This window comes from Priestia sp. YIM B13491 (assembly GCF_042787605.1).
GTDB lineage: Bacteria > Bacillota > Bacilli > Bacillales > Bacillaceae_H > Priestia > Priestia megaterium_E.
This window is the reverse complement of sequence record NZ_JBHZOR010000003.1, coordinates 538,585-554,517: the sequence shown is the minus strand read 5'-3', so window position 1 is coordinate 554,517 and position 15,933 is coordinate 538,585. Positions and strand designations below refer to the sequence as shown.

Sequence of the window (15,933 nt, the reverse complement as noted above, 5' to 3'; positions counted from 1 at the left end):
ATCCGATGAAATAAAGGAACTACCTTCTTATTTTAAAAGGAAAAAGCGCTGTCTCACATAGTCTTTGAGCTCAAATGATAAAAGAGTGAAAACATATAAAATCCTTAAAACGAATAGTATAGGTTATCAATGAAACCTAAAGCAGAAAGGTGGCGTAGTGATGATCAAGTCAAAGCTTTTGTGGAAAGTTATTGGCCTAGAAATCTTAGTTATCTTTTGGTTTGTGGTAAACGGTGCATACGTGAGCATGACGCATCCTACTGCACATTATCTTCAGTTTTTAGGAATCGTCCCTTTGGCGATTGGAATAGCATTTTATCTAACAAAAACAAAAAAGTGGCCGCATTTTTTCTCCTTTCAACAAAACATGTCGTTTAGAACGAGAATCCTGTTTCTTTCTCCGCTTCTTTTGTATTTGCTTATTATACTCATTGGCAACAAAGGTGTACACGGAAGTTCCATTGTTGATCTTACTCTTGTTTTGCTTACCCAAACTCTAGTCATAGCATTTGTAGAAGAGATGGTATTTAGAGGATTTATCCTTAATCTGTTGTTATATCAAAAAGCTATAAAATGGCCGTTCTTCTATCATCGTTCCTATTTGCTTTTACGCACAGTTTGAATATGCTAAGCGGTCAATCGGTAGCAAATACAATTTTTCAAATTTTATTTGCATTTGTTATTGGGATGGTACTGGCTTTGCTGATTGTTCACGGTCAATCAATTGGCGTTACGATTGTATTTCACGGTTTAAATAATTTTCTCCAGTTTACAAGCCCTGTCGACGCTAACGATTCTTTCCTTGTTAATTACGCGCTGCTTCTATTTTTAAGCGGATATGCCTTTTATTTATGGAATCGAAAATCTACTTTACTTGTTTCTCAACATCAGATTAGTAGCTAATCAAAAGAGACTGCAACAACAGTATTTTAGTTAAAGAAAAATCTGAACGATGAATGGAGATTCTTGATGGAGAATCAAACTCGTTCGGATTTTTTGTTGTTGTGATGAACGTAGGTTTCGTTTATGTGGGTGGGTGCTTCTAGCGGTTGATTGGAGGGCAGGGCGAAGACTCCTGCGGGAAAAGTGGAATAGGTGAGACCCCGCAGGAACGTAAGTGACGAGGAGGCTCACCGGCCGCCCGCGGAAATCAACAGCGGTGTAGCAAGTGACCTATACTAGCTCTTTTCTCCAATTTGCTCGCCTGTAGATTGAATTGCTTTAGTTATGTCTCACTCTCTTTTTAGAGTTCCGAAGCAGGTATTAATCTCTCCAAAGCTGAATAACTCTTATGACTAATAATGCCGCTAAATTTAATTGGTTGAGATCTTATTAAACGCAAAAGGGGAGAAAGATATGTTTGAAGAAAAGGTAGGTATTATTACGGGTGGAACGTCGGGGATTGGTTTAGCAACAGCGGAATTACTCGCAAAAGAGGGCATGCATGTTGTGATCGCTTCTAGAAATAGTGAAAAAGGAGAAGAAGCTCTTTCTAGATTAAGAAAGTGGTCTCCTCGATCTCTTTTTATCAAAACCGATGTAACGAATAGTCAAGATGTTAAAAACCTTGTTAGCCAAACATACTCTACATTTGGAAAAATTGACGTGGGCTTTAACAATGCGGCTAACACTGAGGCTTCCTCTAGTGCTACGCATGAATTCAAAGAAGAAGACTTTGACCATTTGATCAACGTTACGTTAAAAAGTGTATGGCTTTGTATGAAGTATCAGCTGCAGGTAATGACCAAACAAAACAGCGGTGTAATTGTAAATACATCATCAATGGATGCGATTTTATGTTCAGCGGGGACTGGCGTATATGCGGCTGGGAAAAGCGGTGTGATCGCTTTAACGAAATCAGTTGCTCAAGAATATGGCCATCAACATATAAGAATTAACTCTTTTTGCCCAGGTGCATTTCGTACGCCTATGTTAGAAGAAAGATTTTCAAATCTATCTTCAGAGGAAAAAGCAAAGCTTAATGAAACCTATCAAAAGCTAAACGCGCTAGGCAGAATTGGTGATCCCCTTGAAGCGGCAAAAGCAGTAAAGTGGCTTCTTTCGGATGACGCATCTTTTGTTACGGGTCAAAATATTATTGTAGATGGTGGAATTGGGTTTAGGTTTGAGTAAGATTAATGAAATAAAAAGGTATTTAAGGGGGTGTGTATGTCTTTTATTCTAACTAATTGTATGGCCATTAGTATAATGTTTGTGATACTACTTTTTGTAAGTATCGTATGTAACAAAAGAATAGCTGCTCTTTTTAGTTCCTTAGTTACTGTATTATTCGGTTTATTTTTACTTTTTTACGCTTTTGCCAACGTAAGCGGATTTGATGCTCTAGACATTCAAATAAAAGGTTTGATGATTATCGGAGAAGGTTTGATCTTACTCGTTATTACAAGTGTATTCATTTCCGCCCAAGAGGCAAAAAAGAAAACTCTCTAAAGTCAGAAATAAAATAGCTGCTAAAGGCGGTGGTGGAATGGCAATTGGAGTTGCATTACTTGTTTTAGTATTAGGTCTGATGTTTGCAAGCGGACTAAGCCAAGGAAAATCAGCAAAAAGAAAATATATAGTGTGGGGAACAACAACCATATTGATTATAGCTCCATTCTTTTCATGGGCCGTTTCAATTTTGTTTGCGGTTAGCCAGGAAGAAGGGTTTGCAGGAGTTGCATCAATGATGTTATTGTTTCCGTTTTTCTTTTTAATAGGACTTGTTACGCTGTTAATCGGAATCTTTAAAAAAGAGAGTGTGAATAAATCTGTTTAGGAATAGGGGGAGAGCTATCAAAAGTTCAACTGATGGTAATATTCCTTCAAAATAAATAAAGTGAAATCTGTAATCTATTAATAAAAATGCCATTTTGAGTTAATTGAATTAAAATAGTGATAAAGCTAACCCTACTAAGTTAGCTTTATCACTTCATGGCGTTTTTCGATTCGTTTTTCGATTTTCTCGATTTTTTTTTTATCTTTTAATAATGCTTGCTTATTTTCTTTTACCAGCTCTTCGAATGATTTTCTTTGTTTAAACAAACTAACACTTCTTTCTGACTATCGTGTTTTTGAATCATGAAGGTAAACGTACTGTTATTTATCCTCGGCATTAAAATGAAACGATTTCTCAGATTTTGCGATAACGACGGTAGCTAAAGAGTTTCCTACGACATTTAATGCTGAACGACCCATGTCTACAAAGAAATCAACTGCTAATAACAAAGCGACGCCTTCTGCAGGTAAGCCAATTTCTTTAGCAGCAGCCAACAGCACAACGATGACAGCTGAAGGGACGCCTGCTAATCCTTTCGTCATAAGCATTAATAAACCAATGATCACAACAATTTGTTCAAGACTAAGAGGTAGGTTATATACATTGGCAAGAAAAATAATTGCTACACTGATATAGATGCTAGCTCCATCTAGATTAAAAGAGTAGCCGGTTGGTAATACAAACGAAGTGACAGAACGTGACACTCCGAACTTTTCTAATCGATGAATGAGCAGCGGCATAGAAGCCTCTGAACTGCGCGTTGTAAACGTTAATAAAATTAAATCTGCCGTTCTTTTTAACAGTTCTTTATAAGGGATACGGAAAATAAGTGCGATAATCGGAAACACCACAAATGCCGTAATAGCAAAAGATAAATACGTAATACCTACAAATTGACCTAAAGAAAGCAAGCTGCCAATCCCGTATTTAGCCACGCTAAAAGAAATAAATCCAAATACGCCAACTGGAGCAAATGATACCGCGTATTCGACTACTTTGAACATCGCTTGTAACCATGCTTCAAAGAATGTAATAACCGGTTTGGCTTTCTCCTCAAGTGATGTAAGAGCTAATCCTACAAAAATGCCGAAGAAAATAATCGGCAACAGCTTTCCTTGTGCCATTGCTTCTACGATATTACTTGGAATAATACTTAAGAAAAACTCTCCAAAGTCGATGCCTTTTGCCAGGTTTCCTAACGAAGAAGTATCCACTGCACCTACATGCATATGTTCACCTACATTTGTTACTTTAGCAATGAGTATTCCTAGTATAATCAATACTGTAGTCACAATCTCAAAATAGAGAAGAGTTTTAAATGCTACTCGTCCCAGCTTTTTTGTATCATGCATCCCCGTTATTCCTAATACAATCAGTGGGAAAACAAGAGGGACAATGACCATTTGAATAAGCTGGATAAACGCTTTTCCTAGTATCTCTAACTTCAAACCAACTTCTTTACTGAAGTAACCAACGATCAATCCAAGAATTAATCCAATAATCACTTGTAATCCTAAATTAAGTTTAAATTTCTTTTTTGCAGCCATCTGTCTAATTCTCCTTGTAGTATAGTATTGTTTATGTTTTAGTAACTTTTAAGAATTAGACAAGTACAAATACTTTTATTGCGTTTACTCACTACCGAAAGTGCATTCACCTTAACTACCTCCTTCAAATATCTTTTTACATACTAAAACAATTATTCCTATAAGTAAAGTGTGAATTACGTTTATTTTTTACGTTTTTATCTAAAATTACTGGGATTAATTCTAAAAAAAGTAATATAAATAAAGACGAAAAAAGCACAAAAACCCCAATTTAATAGGGTTTATGTGTTTTTATTAATGACTAATAACATGATGGAGATATCATAACTTATAATTCTGATAAAAATACTATAAATTATATTTTATATATGGTATTATGTTTACAGAATTTAAAGGAGTGTGTATGATGCCGTTTAGTTATGTTTCTCACTTATATTGTCCTAAATGTAAAAAAGAATATAGTCCAAAAGAAAAACATCAATTATGTGAATGTGGCTCACCTTTATTAGTAGCGTATGATTTAGAGAGACTGAAAGACAAGCTAAGTCCAGAAGACGTCCAAAGCAGAGAACCAAATCTATGGAGATATCATGAATTGCTTCCAGTAGAAGATCCTAAAAATGTCGTTTCCTTAGGTGAAGGGATGACTCCGCTTATAAAAATGCCTAAGCTAGGTAAAGAAATGGACATTCCAAACTTATATATGAAAGATGAAGGCATTATTCCAACGGGATCATTTAAAGCTAGAGGTGCCGCTGTAGGGGTGTCAAAAGCAAAAGAACTGGGCGTTGAACAGTTAGCGATGCCTACGAATGGGAACGCCGGAGCCGCTTGGTCGCTTTATTCGTCACGCGCTGACATAAAAGCAACCGTTGTAATGCCAAAAGATGCGCCTGTTATTACACGAAATGAGTGTGCTGTCGCTGGAGCTGACCTTTACTTAGTAGATGGACTTATTAGCGATGCGGGTAAAATTGTCGGTGAGGCTATTAAAGCCTGGGGTCTTTATGATGCTTCTACGCTTAAAGAGCCGTACCGAATCGAAGGTAAAAAAACAATGGGACTGGAAATTGCTGAACAGTTTTCTTGGAATCTCCCTGATGTGATTTTATATCCAACAGGAGGAGGGGTTGGTTTAATCGGCATCTATAAAGCGTTAAATGAATTAAAAGAGCTTGGCTGGATTAAAGGTGATCTTCCTCGTTTAGTTGCGGTACAAGCTGAAAACTGTGCGCCTATTGTAAAAGCATGGAATGAAAGAAAACAAGAATCTGAATTTTGGCCGGATTCTTCAACCATTGCCTTTGGGATTAACGTACCAAAAGCAATCGGAGACTTTCTTGTTTTAGAAGCTGTATACAATACAAATGGATGCGCGATTGCGGTCGACGAAGATAAAATTGTGGAAGAACAAAAAAAGGTTGCACAGCTTGAAGGTTCGTTCATTTGTCCGGAAGGCGCTGCTACATTTCTAGCTGCACGCCGTTTACGAGAAGAAGGATGGATCAAAGAAAACGAAACGGTTGTGGCTTTAAATACAGGGCTTGGAGTTAAATATCCAAACACAGTAGATATTGAAGTCCCTGTTTTAGAGCGAAATGGCAGCCTTACTAAAAAATAAAGCAAGTAAAAAAATAGATCTTCTTCTAAGCGAAGGTCTATTTTTTTATGTTAACGCAGATAAAACGCTTATTTAATGTAAATAAATGTAATAAGTCTAAATCTTTATATTCAAAACTATACGGGTGTATTTAGGTTTAAAGTTCGTCTTATGGGGTATCTAAGAGAAGAAAGAGAGTATCTTTCTATCCGGAAAAACAGCGTGGTGAGGGAGTGGAGCTGGCATATTACGCAAATTGAAGAATATGCCAAAAGTAGCACTATAAACCAGCTTGCTTTTACAGTAGAAAACTTACTTGAAGCCACGAATGATTATACGGAGAAAGGAGTTGAATTTTTATCCCTCGAATCCCAGCCAACTCTTAAAGTTTTATTCTATGGACCAAATCATCCATTGCTGCATTTGTTAGAACGAGCTTTATATTTATTTTAAGGCTACATAATTTTTGTAATAGAAACAGGGTATCTATTACAAAAATAAAGCTTATATCTAATGGGTTGTAACAATAATTGTCAGATAACCTGAGTGGAAATTGCTACCAATAACATTGTGAATGCGCTATCTTTAACGACAAGTTACTATTTCAGCGACTGTAATTCCATCGAAAACGATCCTTATTTTAGGTGAAAATCGTTTTTTAAATAGCAATAAATTGTACGTTGAAATAAAAAAAGTTTATTTTGGTTTCAATTCATTTATTTGTTAGCGTTCCTTCCTCAGTATTTTTTGGCTTCAATCCCTTTAGCCATAACCTTTTTTAATATTTAACATCACATGAATAGTTTTTGTTTTTTACTTAAAAATAAAGAGAGTTACAACACATTTAAGTGTGAAATACAGTAAGTCAAATTTGACTTTACTACTCAGTCTTGTATAATCGTATACCGCGGAGGTGACGTAATGAAATGAAGTTTAATAAGAAAAAAATTAACGTCGTAGATATTGACAAAGCTAAAAAAAGCGTCTTTGCTACAGGAGTAGGAAACGCGATGGAATGGTTTGACTTTGGCTTGTACTCATATTTAGCCGTAATTATTAGTCAAAACTTTTTTAGCGCAGTTGAAAATGATCAGCTCAAATTAGTGTTCACATTTGCTACATTTGCGATTGCCTTTTTAATGCGTCCATTAGGCGGTGTTATATTCGGTAGAATTGGGGACAAGTTAGGAAGGAAAGTCGTTTTAACCACCACCATTATTTTAATGGCCTTTTCCACGTTACTCATTGGGTTATTACCTACATATGATCAAATCGGTATATGGGCACCCATCCTTTTATTAATTGCACGAATCATTCAAGGTTTTTCAACTGGTGGTGAATATGCTGGTGCGATGGTGTATATTGCAGAATCGTCTCCAGATAATAAGCGAAATGTGCTTGGAAGTGGACTAGAAATCGGTACACTTGTTGGTTATATTCTTGCTTCACTGCTAGCTAGCTTACTATTTTTTATTCTGTCGGATAAACAAATGGCCTCATGGGGCTGGAGAATTCCCTTCTTATTAGGATTGCCTTTAGGACTTATTGGTTTTTATTTACGAAGAAGTTTAGGGGAAACACCTATTTTTGAAAATGAACTTTCCAATGAAGACGAAGTGGAAGAAGAAAGCTTCCTCTCTATTTTAAAAAATCACAAAAAAGATGTGTTTGTTTGTTTCGTAGCCGTGGCTTTCTTTAACATCACAAACTATATGCTATTATCGTACATGCCTTCTTATTTGAATGAAATTATTGGTTTATCAAACACAGTTGGTACGGTATTAATTACGGCAGTTATGATTTTAATGGTGCCGCTTGCTCTTATGTTTGGAAAACTGAGCGACAAAATCGGAAACAAGAAAGTTTTCTTAATCGGTTTAGGCGGATTGAGCTTACTGTCAGCCTTTTCGTTCTATTTAATCAACTTAAATGGTTTAGTATTTGTTTCAATCGGTATTCTTATTCTAGGTGTTTTACTTGCTACGTATGAAGGAACAATGCCAGGAACGCTGCCAACAATGTTCTACACAGATATTCGCTACCGTACATTAGCGATCACGTTTAATGTTTCAGTTTCTATCTTTGGTGGAACGACGCCATTGGTTGCGACATGGTTAGTTCACGCAACGGGCAATCACTTGGCTCCAGCGTTCTATTTAACGATTGTGAGCATCATTGGATTCTTCGTAATCTTGTTCCTGTTTGCGAACACGGCAGGAAAATCACTCAAAGGTTCATACCCAACGGTTGCTTCTAAATCTGAATACAATGAAGCCGTTGAAAATCCAAAAGATTCATTATGGTGGCACACAGAGCAAACAGAAAAATAAAGTAAATAAACAGCAGCTGCATTAACTGCTGCGCAAAATATGAACACTTAAAAAGAGCCTTCTCCTTGTATCGCATAGAGAAGGCTCTTTTTATCATTCAATCATTTATCCCATTCCCTGTATTTGCTATCTTTGATTCTGTATGTTACGATTAAGTTAATTATTTTTGTTCGGTATAAGATTGAGAGAAGAGAAATGTCTTCCATAGAATTTTTTATCTTAAGATAGTATGGTTGGACAAGGGTAGTAATACAAGCGTGGAGTATTCCACACCAGGAGGCAACAATTATGGAACAAGGTACAGTGAAATGGTTTAATGCAGACAAAGGCTTCGGCTTTATCGAAATTGAAGGAGGAGACGATGTATTCGTACATTTCAGCTCTATTCAAGGTGAAGGCTTTAAATCATTAGAAGAAGGTCAAAAAGTAACGTTTGACATCGAACAAGGTCAACGCGGAGCACAAGCTGCTAACGTTCATAAAGTAGCATAATTAAAACTAAAAAAGACTCCACATAGGGGTCTTTTTGCTTTGGATTTTAATAATTTAAAAAGATTACGTAAAAAATAAGTAGAGACATTGGAGACAGAATGCTATCAAAGCAGAGCTACCTATATGTAAAATCCCGTGTCCCAAAAAATAGAAAAAACCCCCTTATGGTTATAAAACTGTATACTTTAGGAGTACATATACGCCTGAAGGTCTCAAAAATAACTATCCTTCGCTGGATTAACACATTATATTTCCCGATAAATAAAGTTAAAAATTTGATTATTTTTGATACGAGAGAGGATGAGGAATATGAGTATAAGCTTATTTTCCAATGGAGAAATTGTAAATATAAAAGCATCTAATGAAAAAGTGATCATCTTAAAAAGCCATTACGTAAAAAATATGAAAAGATACTCTTATACAGTGGATAAATATCCAAGTACGTTTTTCTTTGAAGAAGAATTAATGAAACATGAATAAATATTGATTTATAGTTTGGATTTTGCCTATACTGTGCTATACTGAATTTACCATTTGTATTACCGATTACTATTTTTGTATTAATAAGCCCTATTCCTCGGTGGATAGGGTTTTATTATGACATTTTCAAGGAAATGAAAAAGACAGACTCCATGGAGTCTGTCTTTTTATATTTATGATGGATTACGCTTTTTGAACGTTAGAAGCTTGAGGGCCGCGTTGACCTTGTTCTACGTCAAATGTAACTGCTTGACCTTCGTCTAAAGATTTGAAGCCTTCGCTTTGGATTGCTGAGAAATGTACAAATACATCGTCTCCGTTTTCGCGTTCGATGAATCCAAAACCTTTTTCTGCGTTAAACCATTTTACTTTACCTTGTTCCATAATTGTTGCCTCCTAGTGTGACACGCACACATTGTATTACTATCCTTGCTCAAATCTATAGACGAAAGTTATGTAACTTATCAATCTTTGCCGAACAAAAATAATTCTTCTTAAACTTAACAGAAATAGGGACTTATTGCAAGGGTAGAGTCTGTACAGCTACAATTTCTCTTTTATCTATGTTTGCACTATGTGAGCTAAAAAACGATACGTAAGCCTCCTTAGTTCAAATAAAGAGAATGTTTGTGGTACACTTAAATAGTAAAAAACATTTAAAAGTGAGGAATTATATGAACACAACTAAAAAACATCACAGGCCTAAGCGGCTAAAAATTGCTTTCCGAGCATTAATGGTCATTATCGGAGGAATTATTGCAGCTTACGGCTTAGAAACTGTCTTAATTCCAAACCATGTTTCAGATGGAGGGGTAACAGGCATTAGCATCGTTGCTTCAAACCTATTTGGTTTGCCACTTGGGCTTCTCATCGCCGTTATCAACATTCCTTTTGTATGGTTAGGATATCAACAAATCGGTAAAAGTTTTGCCATCTTTTCAATCCTCGGAATCGTTTCATTAGCTGTCGGTACAAGCCTCATGCATCACACTCCAGCGATTATTGAAGGAGATACACTACTCGTAACCGTTGTCGGCGGTATTATCCTTGGGTTTGGAATGGGAATTGCACTTCGTAACGGCGGGGCCTTAGATGGCATCGATATGCTGGCCGTGCTGCTTTCTCGAAAACTGCCGTTTGGAACAAGTGATCTTATTTTGTTCTTAAATGCATTTGTATTTATTTTCGTTTCATTAGTATTTGGTCTGCAAGGCGCGATTCTTTCTGCAATTGCATACTTTATTGCATCCAAAGTTATTCACATCGTAGAGGTAGGGCTAAGCGGATCGAAAACCTTCCAGATTATCACTTCTCAGCCTGCGTTAATGGTAGAGACAATACGTGATCGTTTAGGTCGAAGCGCTACATACAAAGAAGCTTACGGCGGTTATTCTCATGAAAAATTTAAGGAAATCACATGCGTAATCAACCGTTTGGAAGAAAGTAAAATGAAAGAAATTATCAATGAAATTGACCCAACGGCTTTTGTTACGGTATATGACGTAGCGGAAGTTAAAGGCGGTAATTTCAGAAAGAATAATATTCATTAAGTTCACCAATCACTACATTTGTACGAACACTCTGCAATAATCCACTTTTAGGTTGGGGTGTATAGATAAGAAAAGCAGCGTGATGTTTTACATCCGCTGCTTTTTTATATCGCAAAATCCGCTTGCGTAGCGGAGGGCTTTAAAACCGGATATGCTAAAAAAGTGAAACGGTCAGAATTAAGGTGGATAAGGTATCAGCAGACATTAATGTGATAATTTTTCTCTTCATCCAACAAATCCAACAGAAAAAATCTCTGAACATAAAAGAACAGAGATTCAACAGAATGATGATTCTTATATAATACAAAGGATGACTTTTCCTGTCTCAGAAAGATCATTTTTATTGTAACACCAGCAAGGTCTTAACGCTGTGAGATATCTCACAGCTAGGAAGGAAAAAATCTGTTATTGTGTAGAAGTCGGAGTAAACTTTCTTGATTATGTGCGCTTCTTTCATATGTATCGAACCTGCTGACTGAGATCAGCAGGTTTTTTTTATAGTATCACTTTCTCTATGAGGTAAGGGAAAAAACCGGGAAATCTTTATAGACAAATAGACTTTATACCATTTTACCTATACGTAAAATAGGTTAAAATAAAGAGGTGAGGCATGGAGAGAAAAGAGTTAAATAAGAGGTGCGTAACATTATAATCACAATTTATCTTAAAGGGTTATAACGGTGATTATACTAAATGGTGAACGTTGAAAGGGGATACATAGTTTTGAACACAAAATATCTAGATTTACTTGCACAAAAGTATGATACGGAAGAAAAAGTGGTAACCGAAATTATTAACCTTGAAGCTATTCTTCATCTGCCAAAGGGGACCGAGCATTTTGTCAGTGATTTACACGGCGAATATCAAGCCTTTCAGCACGTGCTGCGAAATGGTTCAGGAAATGTAAAAGAGAAAATCAAAGACCTTTTTAAAGATGTATTATCTGACAAAGAAATCAATGAATTTGCGACATTAGTGTATTACCCTGAAGAAAAATTACCGTTGATTAAAGCACAGTTTCGAAACAAAAAGGAACTCTATCAATGGTATACAGAAATCATTGATCGTATGCTTAATCTCATTTCGTACGCTTCTTCTAAATACACGCGTTCTAAACTGCGTAAAGCATTGCCGGATCAATTTGTGTACATTATTGAAGAACTGCTATATAAAACGGATGAATTTACAAATAAAGAACAGTACTATACAAAGATTGTTCAGCAGATTATTTCTCTAGGACAAGCCGATAAGCTTATTATAGGCCTTGCTTATACGACGCAAAGGTTGGTTGTGGACCATCTGCACGTAGTAGGGGACATTTATGACCGTGGACCTGAGCCGGATAAAATTATGGATACGCTCATTAATTATCATTCTGTTGATATTCAGTGGGGAAATCACGATGTGCTGTGGCTAGGCGCTTTTGCGGGTTCAAAAGTGTGCTTAGCTAATATTATTCGTATCTGCGCGAGATACGACAATCTAGATATTATTGAAGACGTATATGGCATTAACCTGAGACCGCTGCTTAACTTGGCGGAGAAATATTATGATGATAATCCTGCTTTTAGACCAAAAGTAAGCTCGAGTGACAAACTATCCGATCACGAGCGACTGCAAATTACGAAAATTCATCAGGCCATTGCGATGATTCAGTTCAAGCTTGAAAGTCCGATTATAAAAAGACGTCCTTTCTTTAATATGTCAGAAAGGCTGTTGCTTGAAAAAATTGATTATGATAAAAATGAAATTACGATATACGGAAACACGTATCCGCTAGAAAACAGTTGCTTTGCAACGGTTAATCCGGCGCAGCCTGATCAGCTATTAGAAGAAGAAGAGCAGGTAATGGAAAGACTGCTGCTTTCTGTACAGCATTCGGAAAAACTGGCGAGACATATGAAGTTTCTGATGAAAAAAGGCAGCCTTTATTTAAAATACAACGGAAACTTATTAATACACGGCTGCATTCCTTTAGATGAAGAAGGAAACATGGAGAAAATGACGATTGAAGATAAAACGTATGCAGGCCGCAACTTGCTTGATGTGTTTGAACATTATTTGCAAGAGGCTTTTGCCCATCCTGAAGAAACAGATGATTTGGCAACAGATATGGTCTGGTACCTATGGACGGGAGAATATTCATCACTTTTCGGGAAACGTGCAATGACGACGTTTGAAAGATATTTTATAAGTGATAAAACAACGCATAAAGAGAAGAAGAATCCATACTACTATTTACGGGAAAATGAGGAAGTCTGCCAAAACATCCTCGCAGAATTTAAATTAAATCCTGATCATGGTCATATTATCAATGGGCATACGCCAGTCAAAGAAATTGAAGGGGAAAACCCGGTCAAAGCAAATGGAAAGATGATTGTTATTGACGGCGGTTTTTCAAAAGCGTATCAGTCTACAACAGGGATTGCTGGATATACATTATTATATAATTCTTACGGCATGCAGCTAGTCGCTCATAAACACTTTAATTCAAAAGAAGAGATTTTGTTAGAAGGAACGGACGTCTTATCCGTAAAGCGATTGGTTGACAAAGAACTAGAAAGAAAAATGGTTTTAGAAACAAACGTCGGAGAAGAATTGTTAAAAGAAATTTCTATTTTAAAAGATTTAAGAAAATATCGCTATAGTTAAAGACAAAAAAAGAGCAGTATGCCTCTGGGCGTCTGCTCTTTTTTATTTAGCGGTGCTACACCGTCATTTCCCAGCTCGACATTTCCAGCCAGTGCTCTTGTTCACGATAATCGGGCATGATTTTCCCGACAAGGCGCCAAAAAGACCGGTCATGGTTCATGTGAACCATATGGCACATTTCATGAACGACTACGTAATCAATGACGTGCTGAGGTGCCATTGCCAGCCGCCAGTTAAAAGTTAGCTGATGCTTGGAATCACACGTGCCCCACGCTTTTTTGCTATCGGAAATCGAAATGGAGCGCGGCTTTGGTTTAAAATGTTTTTGATAGGAGGAGATACTCTTGGTTACTAGCGCTTTACATTGTTGATAGTAAAAGCGTTTGAGCGCTTGTTTTATCGCTTCATCGTCGTGCTGATTGACATAAATCTGAAGCGTGTTCGCTTCAAACACTACAGAATCCTTTGTAATAGTCGAATCGTGATGAATCTGTATCGGATAGTTTTTTCCTACATACAAAAAGCGTTCTCCGTGTTCATAGACTTTTTTCTTTGGTCCATGCGTTCTATCTTTCATTTCGTTTATCTTTTGCTGAATCAATGCCCAGTTGTTCTCTAATAACATACGTACTTGTTCAGTAGACGTTCCTTTAGGAGCAAGGACTTCGACCGTTCCGTATCCGTCTACTTTAATCGCAAAAGAACTTCGGTTTTTATATCGTATTTCATAATGGATACTCTGATTTGAAAAAGTGTGTATCATTTTATCCTCTATATTGTACGGTTAAGCCTCTTAGAAATTTTCGTGCGAAATTCTCTTTGCACGGTTTGTAATTTTTGTGGCCTTTTTTTCGTAATAAAGCACCTAATTCTGCTTTGGATACACGTATGCCACCGTCATCAAATACTTCTAACATCTCTTCACTAGTTAGGGACAAAGCAATTTTCACTTTCTTTAATAAGACGTTGTACATATTTTGATTGCTCTGAACCGGCGCTGGCGGTGCTTGCCCTGGTTTAGGGTCTTGCTTTCCTCTTTTAAAGGTAATAAAACCGTTTAAAAAAGAATCTAACATACTGTTACTGCACGTGATGTGTTCGTCCTCATGAACTGCATCCTCGTCTTCTTCGTCCGGCGTTCTCGTAAGGATCTTTAATACGTCTTCTTTTGTTACGTCTACTCCGCCAAGATTAAAGATCTCTACCATTTCTGTATTTTTTAAATCCAAGGCATATCGTAATCTAATTAAAATATCGTTATTATCCATTCTTGCTCCTCCTATAACTTGCTTGCTGTATGTAAAAATCATGACTGCCACAATCTGAACGAACTTGGTCAATATCAGTACAATTATAGTAACAGGTTCCGCTGGAATTCTAGGTTATTCCATTCATTTCTACAAACATATAACTTCTCATATTTATCAGCCTTCGTCAACTCTTGAAAAAGAACGATTTGCTCATATTATGCCCGAACAGACTCTTTACCATAACAAAAATTAGGCTCCGCAGTCTGCTAAAGGAAGCTGAGGAAGCTGTATTTTTTTAAGAACGGATAGGACAATTTTGAAGTTGGCCGATTCCTTTGTGCTGCTAGAATGATATATCTTACTAAATAAATAGTTTTACGTATTTATTAAGTATGTAATTAGGAGTATGATAGTAGTAAAAAAAGAAAGAGGCCAACAAATGAATTCAACATACTCACCAAGAGAATCAACCAAAATCAAAGCTTTATCCATGCATGCACTTTTTATCGCACTGACGTTTGTAGCGACAATGTTTATCAACATCAAGCTTCCAATCATGGGTAACGGAGGCCTCATCCATTTAGGCAACGTTCCTCTTTTTATAGCAGCCTTTCTTTACGGCAAAAAAACAGGAGCCATCGCCGGGGCTTTTGGAATGGGTTTATTCGATCTCATCTCCGGCTGGACAGCATGGGCGCCGTTTACGTTTATTATCGTAGGGGCAATGGGCTTTTTAGCAGGTCTTATCTCAGAAAAAGTACCTGGTAAAAGAGCACTTGTGAACACACTGGCAGTTGCTGCTGCGCTGATTGTAAAAATCGTAGGCTACTATTTTGCCGAAGTGATTCTTTATCATAACTGGATCCTTCCGCTTGGCTCTATACCGGGAAATGTGATGCAAGTTGTTATTGCCGGTATCATCGTCGTTCCGCTTGTAGGACGTTTAAAGAACAGAGCGGTACAGATTTAATTGGTCAATCGTAAGTCGTTTTACCATTATCCTATCCTTAAGTGATATACTTGATAGATATTCATCAAGTGAAAGGAGCGGAAAACACCATGAAATATTTAAAATCACAGATGAAACAGCTCATTAAAGACAATCAGGAACTGCAAGGTAAGCTGAATGGACTGATGAAAGAGCACAGCCTTGAAAAAAACTTTGCTCTTAAAGCTCTGTACCATGCAGAAGTAGCTGAAGGCGGGAAATACCAGCTTGCCTATCAAGCGTTAGACGCACCGAAAAAGTAATG

At 36.9% G+C, this 15,933-nt stretch carries 19 protein-coding genes; 14 read left to right on the top strand and 5 right to left on the bottom strand.

Annotated features, from left to right (window positions below):
• Window positions 1-160 precede the first annotated feature (160 nt).
• From ACFX4E_RS13965 to ACFX4E_RS13945, 5 genes are all read left to right on the top strand, one after another.
• A complete protein-coding gene (locus ACFX4E_RS13965; RefSeq protein WP_377238431.1) occupies window positions 161-622 on the top strand; it encodes a hypothetical protein in 462 nt (153 codons plus the stop codon).
• Window positions 574-903, top strand: coding sequence for a CPBP family glutamic-type intramembrane protease (locus ACFX4E_RS13960; protein ID WP_377238430.1), 330 nt, complete (start codon window positions 574-576; stop codon window positions 901-903). The genes ACFX4E_RS13965 and ACFX4E_RS13960 overlap by 49 nt, the downstream gene beginning before the upstream one ends.
• 453 nt (window positions 904-1,356) lie before the next feature.
• Window positions 1,357-2,133, top strand: coding sequence for an SDR family NAD(P)-dependent oxidoreductase (locus ACFX4E_RS13955; protein WP_377259058.1), 777 nt, complete (start codon window positions 1,357-1,359; stop codon window positions 2,131-2,133).
• 36 nt (window positions 2,134-2,169) lie between these two features.
• Window positions 2,170-2,451, top strand: coding sequence for a hypothetical protein (locus ACFX4E_RS13950; RefSeq protein ID WP_225049459.1), 282 nt, complete (start codon window positions 2,170-2,172; stop codon window positions 2,449-2,451).
• A 37-nt stretch (window positions 2,452-2,488) separates the two neighbouring features.
• Window positions 2,489-2,779: a hypothetical protein gene (locus tag ACFX4E_RS13945; protein ID WP_098247974.1), complete on the top strand. Its 291-nt coding sequence runs from the start codon at window positions 2,489-2,491 to the stop codon at window positions 2,777-2,779.
• A gap of 134 nt (window positions 2,780-2,913) precedes the next feature.
• Here ACFX4E_RS13945 and ACFX4E_RS13940 read toward each other — a convergent pair whose 3' ends face one another.
• Both ACFX4E_RS13940 and ACFX4E_RS13935 read right to left on the bottom strand, forming a co-directional pair.
• A complete protein-coding gene (locus ACFX4E_RS13940) occupies window positions 2,914-3,045 on the bottom strand; it encodes an FbpB family small basic protein (protein ID WP_377238429.1) in 132 nt (43 codons plus the stop codon).
• Window positions 3,046-3,099: 54 nt separating this feature from the next.
• Window positions 3,100-4,326, bottom strand: coding sequence for a dicarboxylate/amino acid:cation symporter (locus ACFX4E_RS13935; RefSeq protein ID WP_377259055.1), 1,227 nt, complete (start codon window positions 4,324-4,326; stop codon window positions 3,100-3,102).
• Window positions 4,327-4,732: 406 nt separating this feature from the next.
• Here ACFX4E_RS13935 and ACFX4E_RS13930 point away from each other — a divergent pair, with 406 nt between their 5' ends.
• The 5 genes from ACFX4E_RS13930 to ACFX4E_RS13910 all read left to right on the top strand — a co-directional run bounded on the left by ACFX4E_RS13930 (window position 4,733) and on the right by ACFX4E_RS13910 (window position 9,228).
• Entirely contained in the window at window positions 4,733-5,947 is a 1,215-nt protein-coding gene (locus tag ACFX4E_RS13930; protein WP_098334304.1) for a threonine synthase, read from the top strand.
• Window positions 5,948-6,097: 150 nt separating this feature from the next.
• Window positions 6,098-6,379, top strand: a complete 282-nt coding sequence (locus tag ACFX4E_RS13925) for a hypothetical protein (protein ID WP_263033962.1) — start codon at window positions 6,098-6,100, stop codon at window positions 6,377-6,379.
• A gap of 473 nt (window positions 6,380-6,852) precedes the next feature.
• The gene (locus tag ACFX4E_RS13920; RefSeq protein ID WP_013084113.1) at window positions 6,853-8,256 is read left to right on the top strand and encodes an MFS transporter; all 1,404 of its coding nucleotides are present in this window, start codon (window positions 6,853-6,855) and stop codon (window positions 8,254-8,256) included.
• A gap of 288 nt (window positions 8,257-8,544) precedes the next feature.
• Window positions 8,545-8,748, top strand: coding sequence for a cold-shock protein (locus ACFX4E_RS13915; RefSeq protein WP_013056405.1), 204 nt, complete (start codon window positions 8,545-8,547; stop codon window positions 8,746-8,748).
• Between the two features lie 309 nt (window positions 8,749-9,057).
• Window positions 9,058-9,228 (top strand): hypothetical protein, encoded by a 171-nt coding sequence (locus ACFX4E_RS13910; protein ID WP_169305199.1) that lies wholly within the window; start codon window positions 9,058-9,060, stop codon window positions 9,226-9,228.
• Window positions 9,229-9,411: 183 nt separating this feature from the next.
• Here the strand turns inward: ACFX4E_RS13910 and ACFX4E_RS13905 are convergent, their stop codons facing one another.
• Complete coding sequence (locus tag ACFX4E_RS13905; RefSeq protein ID WP_013058096.1) at window positions 9,412-9,612, bottom strand: cold-shock protein; 201 nt, start codon at window positions 9,610-9,612, stop codon at window positions 9,412-9,414.
• Between the two features lie 290 nt (window positions 9,613-9,902).
• On the opposite strand from ACFX4E_RS13905, the gene ACFX4E_RS13900 reads away from it, so the two are divergent.
• Together ACFX4E_RS13900 and fbp are read left to right on the top strand one after the other, a co-directional pair.
• Window positions 9,903-10,778, top strand: a complete 876-nt coding sequence (locus ACFX4E_RS13900) for a YitT family protein (protein WP_377238426.1) — start codon at window positions 9,903-9,905, stop codon at window positions 10,776-10,778.
• 723 nt (window positions 10,779-11,501) lie between these two features.
• Complete coding sequence (fbp, locus tag ACFX4E_RS13895) at window positions 11,502-13,430, top strand: fructose-1,6-bisphosphatase (protein ID WP_098334306.1); 1,929 nt, start codon at window positions 11,502-11,504, stop codon at window positions 13,428-13,430.
• A gap of 55 nt (window positions 13,431-13,485) precedes the next feature.
• Here fbp and ACFX4E_RS13890 read toward each other — a convergent pair whose 3' ends face one another.
• Both ACFX4E_RS13890 and ACFX4E_RS13885 read right to left on the bottom strand, forming a co-directional pair.
• On the bottom strand, window positions 13,486-14,193 hold the full coding sequence (locus tag ACFX4E_RS13890) for a M48 family metallopeptidase (protein ID WP_377259052.1): 708 nt from the start codon (window positions 14,191-14,193) through the stop codon (window positions 13,486-13,488).
• Window position 14,194: 1 nt separating this feature from the next.
• Window positions 14,195-14,698 (bottom strand): YehS family protein, encoded by a 504-nt coding sequence (locus ACFX4E_RS13885; protein ID WP_028409417.1) that lies wholly within the window; start codon window positions 14,696-14,698, stop codon window positions 14,195-14,197.
• A gap of 421 nt (window positions 14,699-15,119) precedes the next feature.
• On the opposite strand from ACFX4E_RS13885, the gene ACFX4E_RS13880 reads away from it, so the two are divergent.
• Together ACFX4E_RS13880 and ACFX4E_RS13875 are read left to right on the top strand one after the other, a co-directional pair.
• Window positions 15,120-15,650: an ECF transporter S component gene (locus ACFX4E_RS13880; protein WP_377238424.1), complete on the top strand. Its 531-nt coding sequence runs from the start codon at window positions 15,120-15,122 to the stop codon at window positions 15,648-15,650.
• An 89-nt stretch (window positions 15,651-15,739) separates the two neighbouring features.
• On the top strand, window positions 15,740-15,931 hold the full coding sequence (locus ACFX4E_RS13875) for a hypothetical protein (RefSeq protein WP_013058089.1): 192 nt from the start codon (window positions 15,740-15,742) through the stop codon (window positions 15,929-15,931).
• Window positions 15,932-15,933 lie beyond the last annotated feature (2 nt).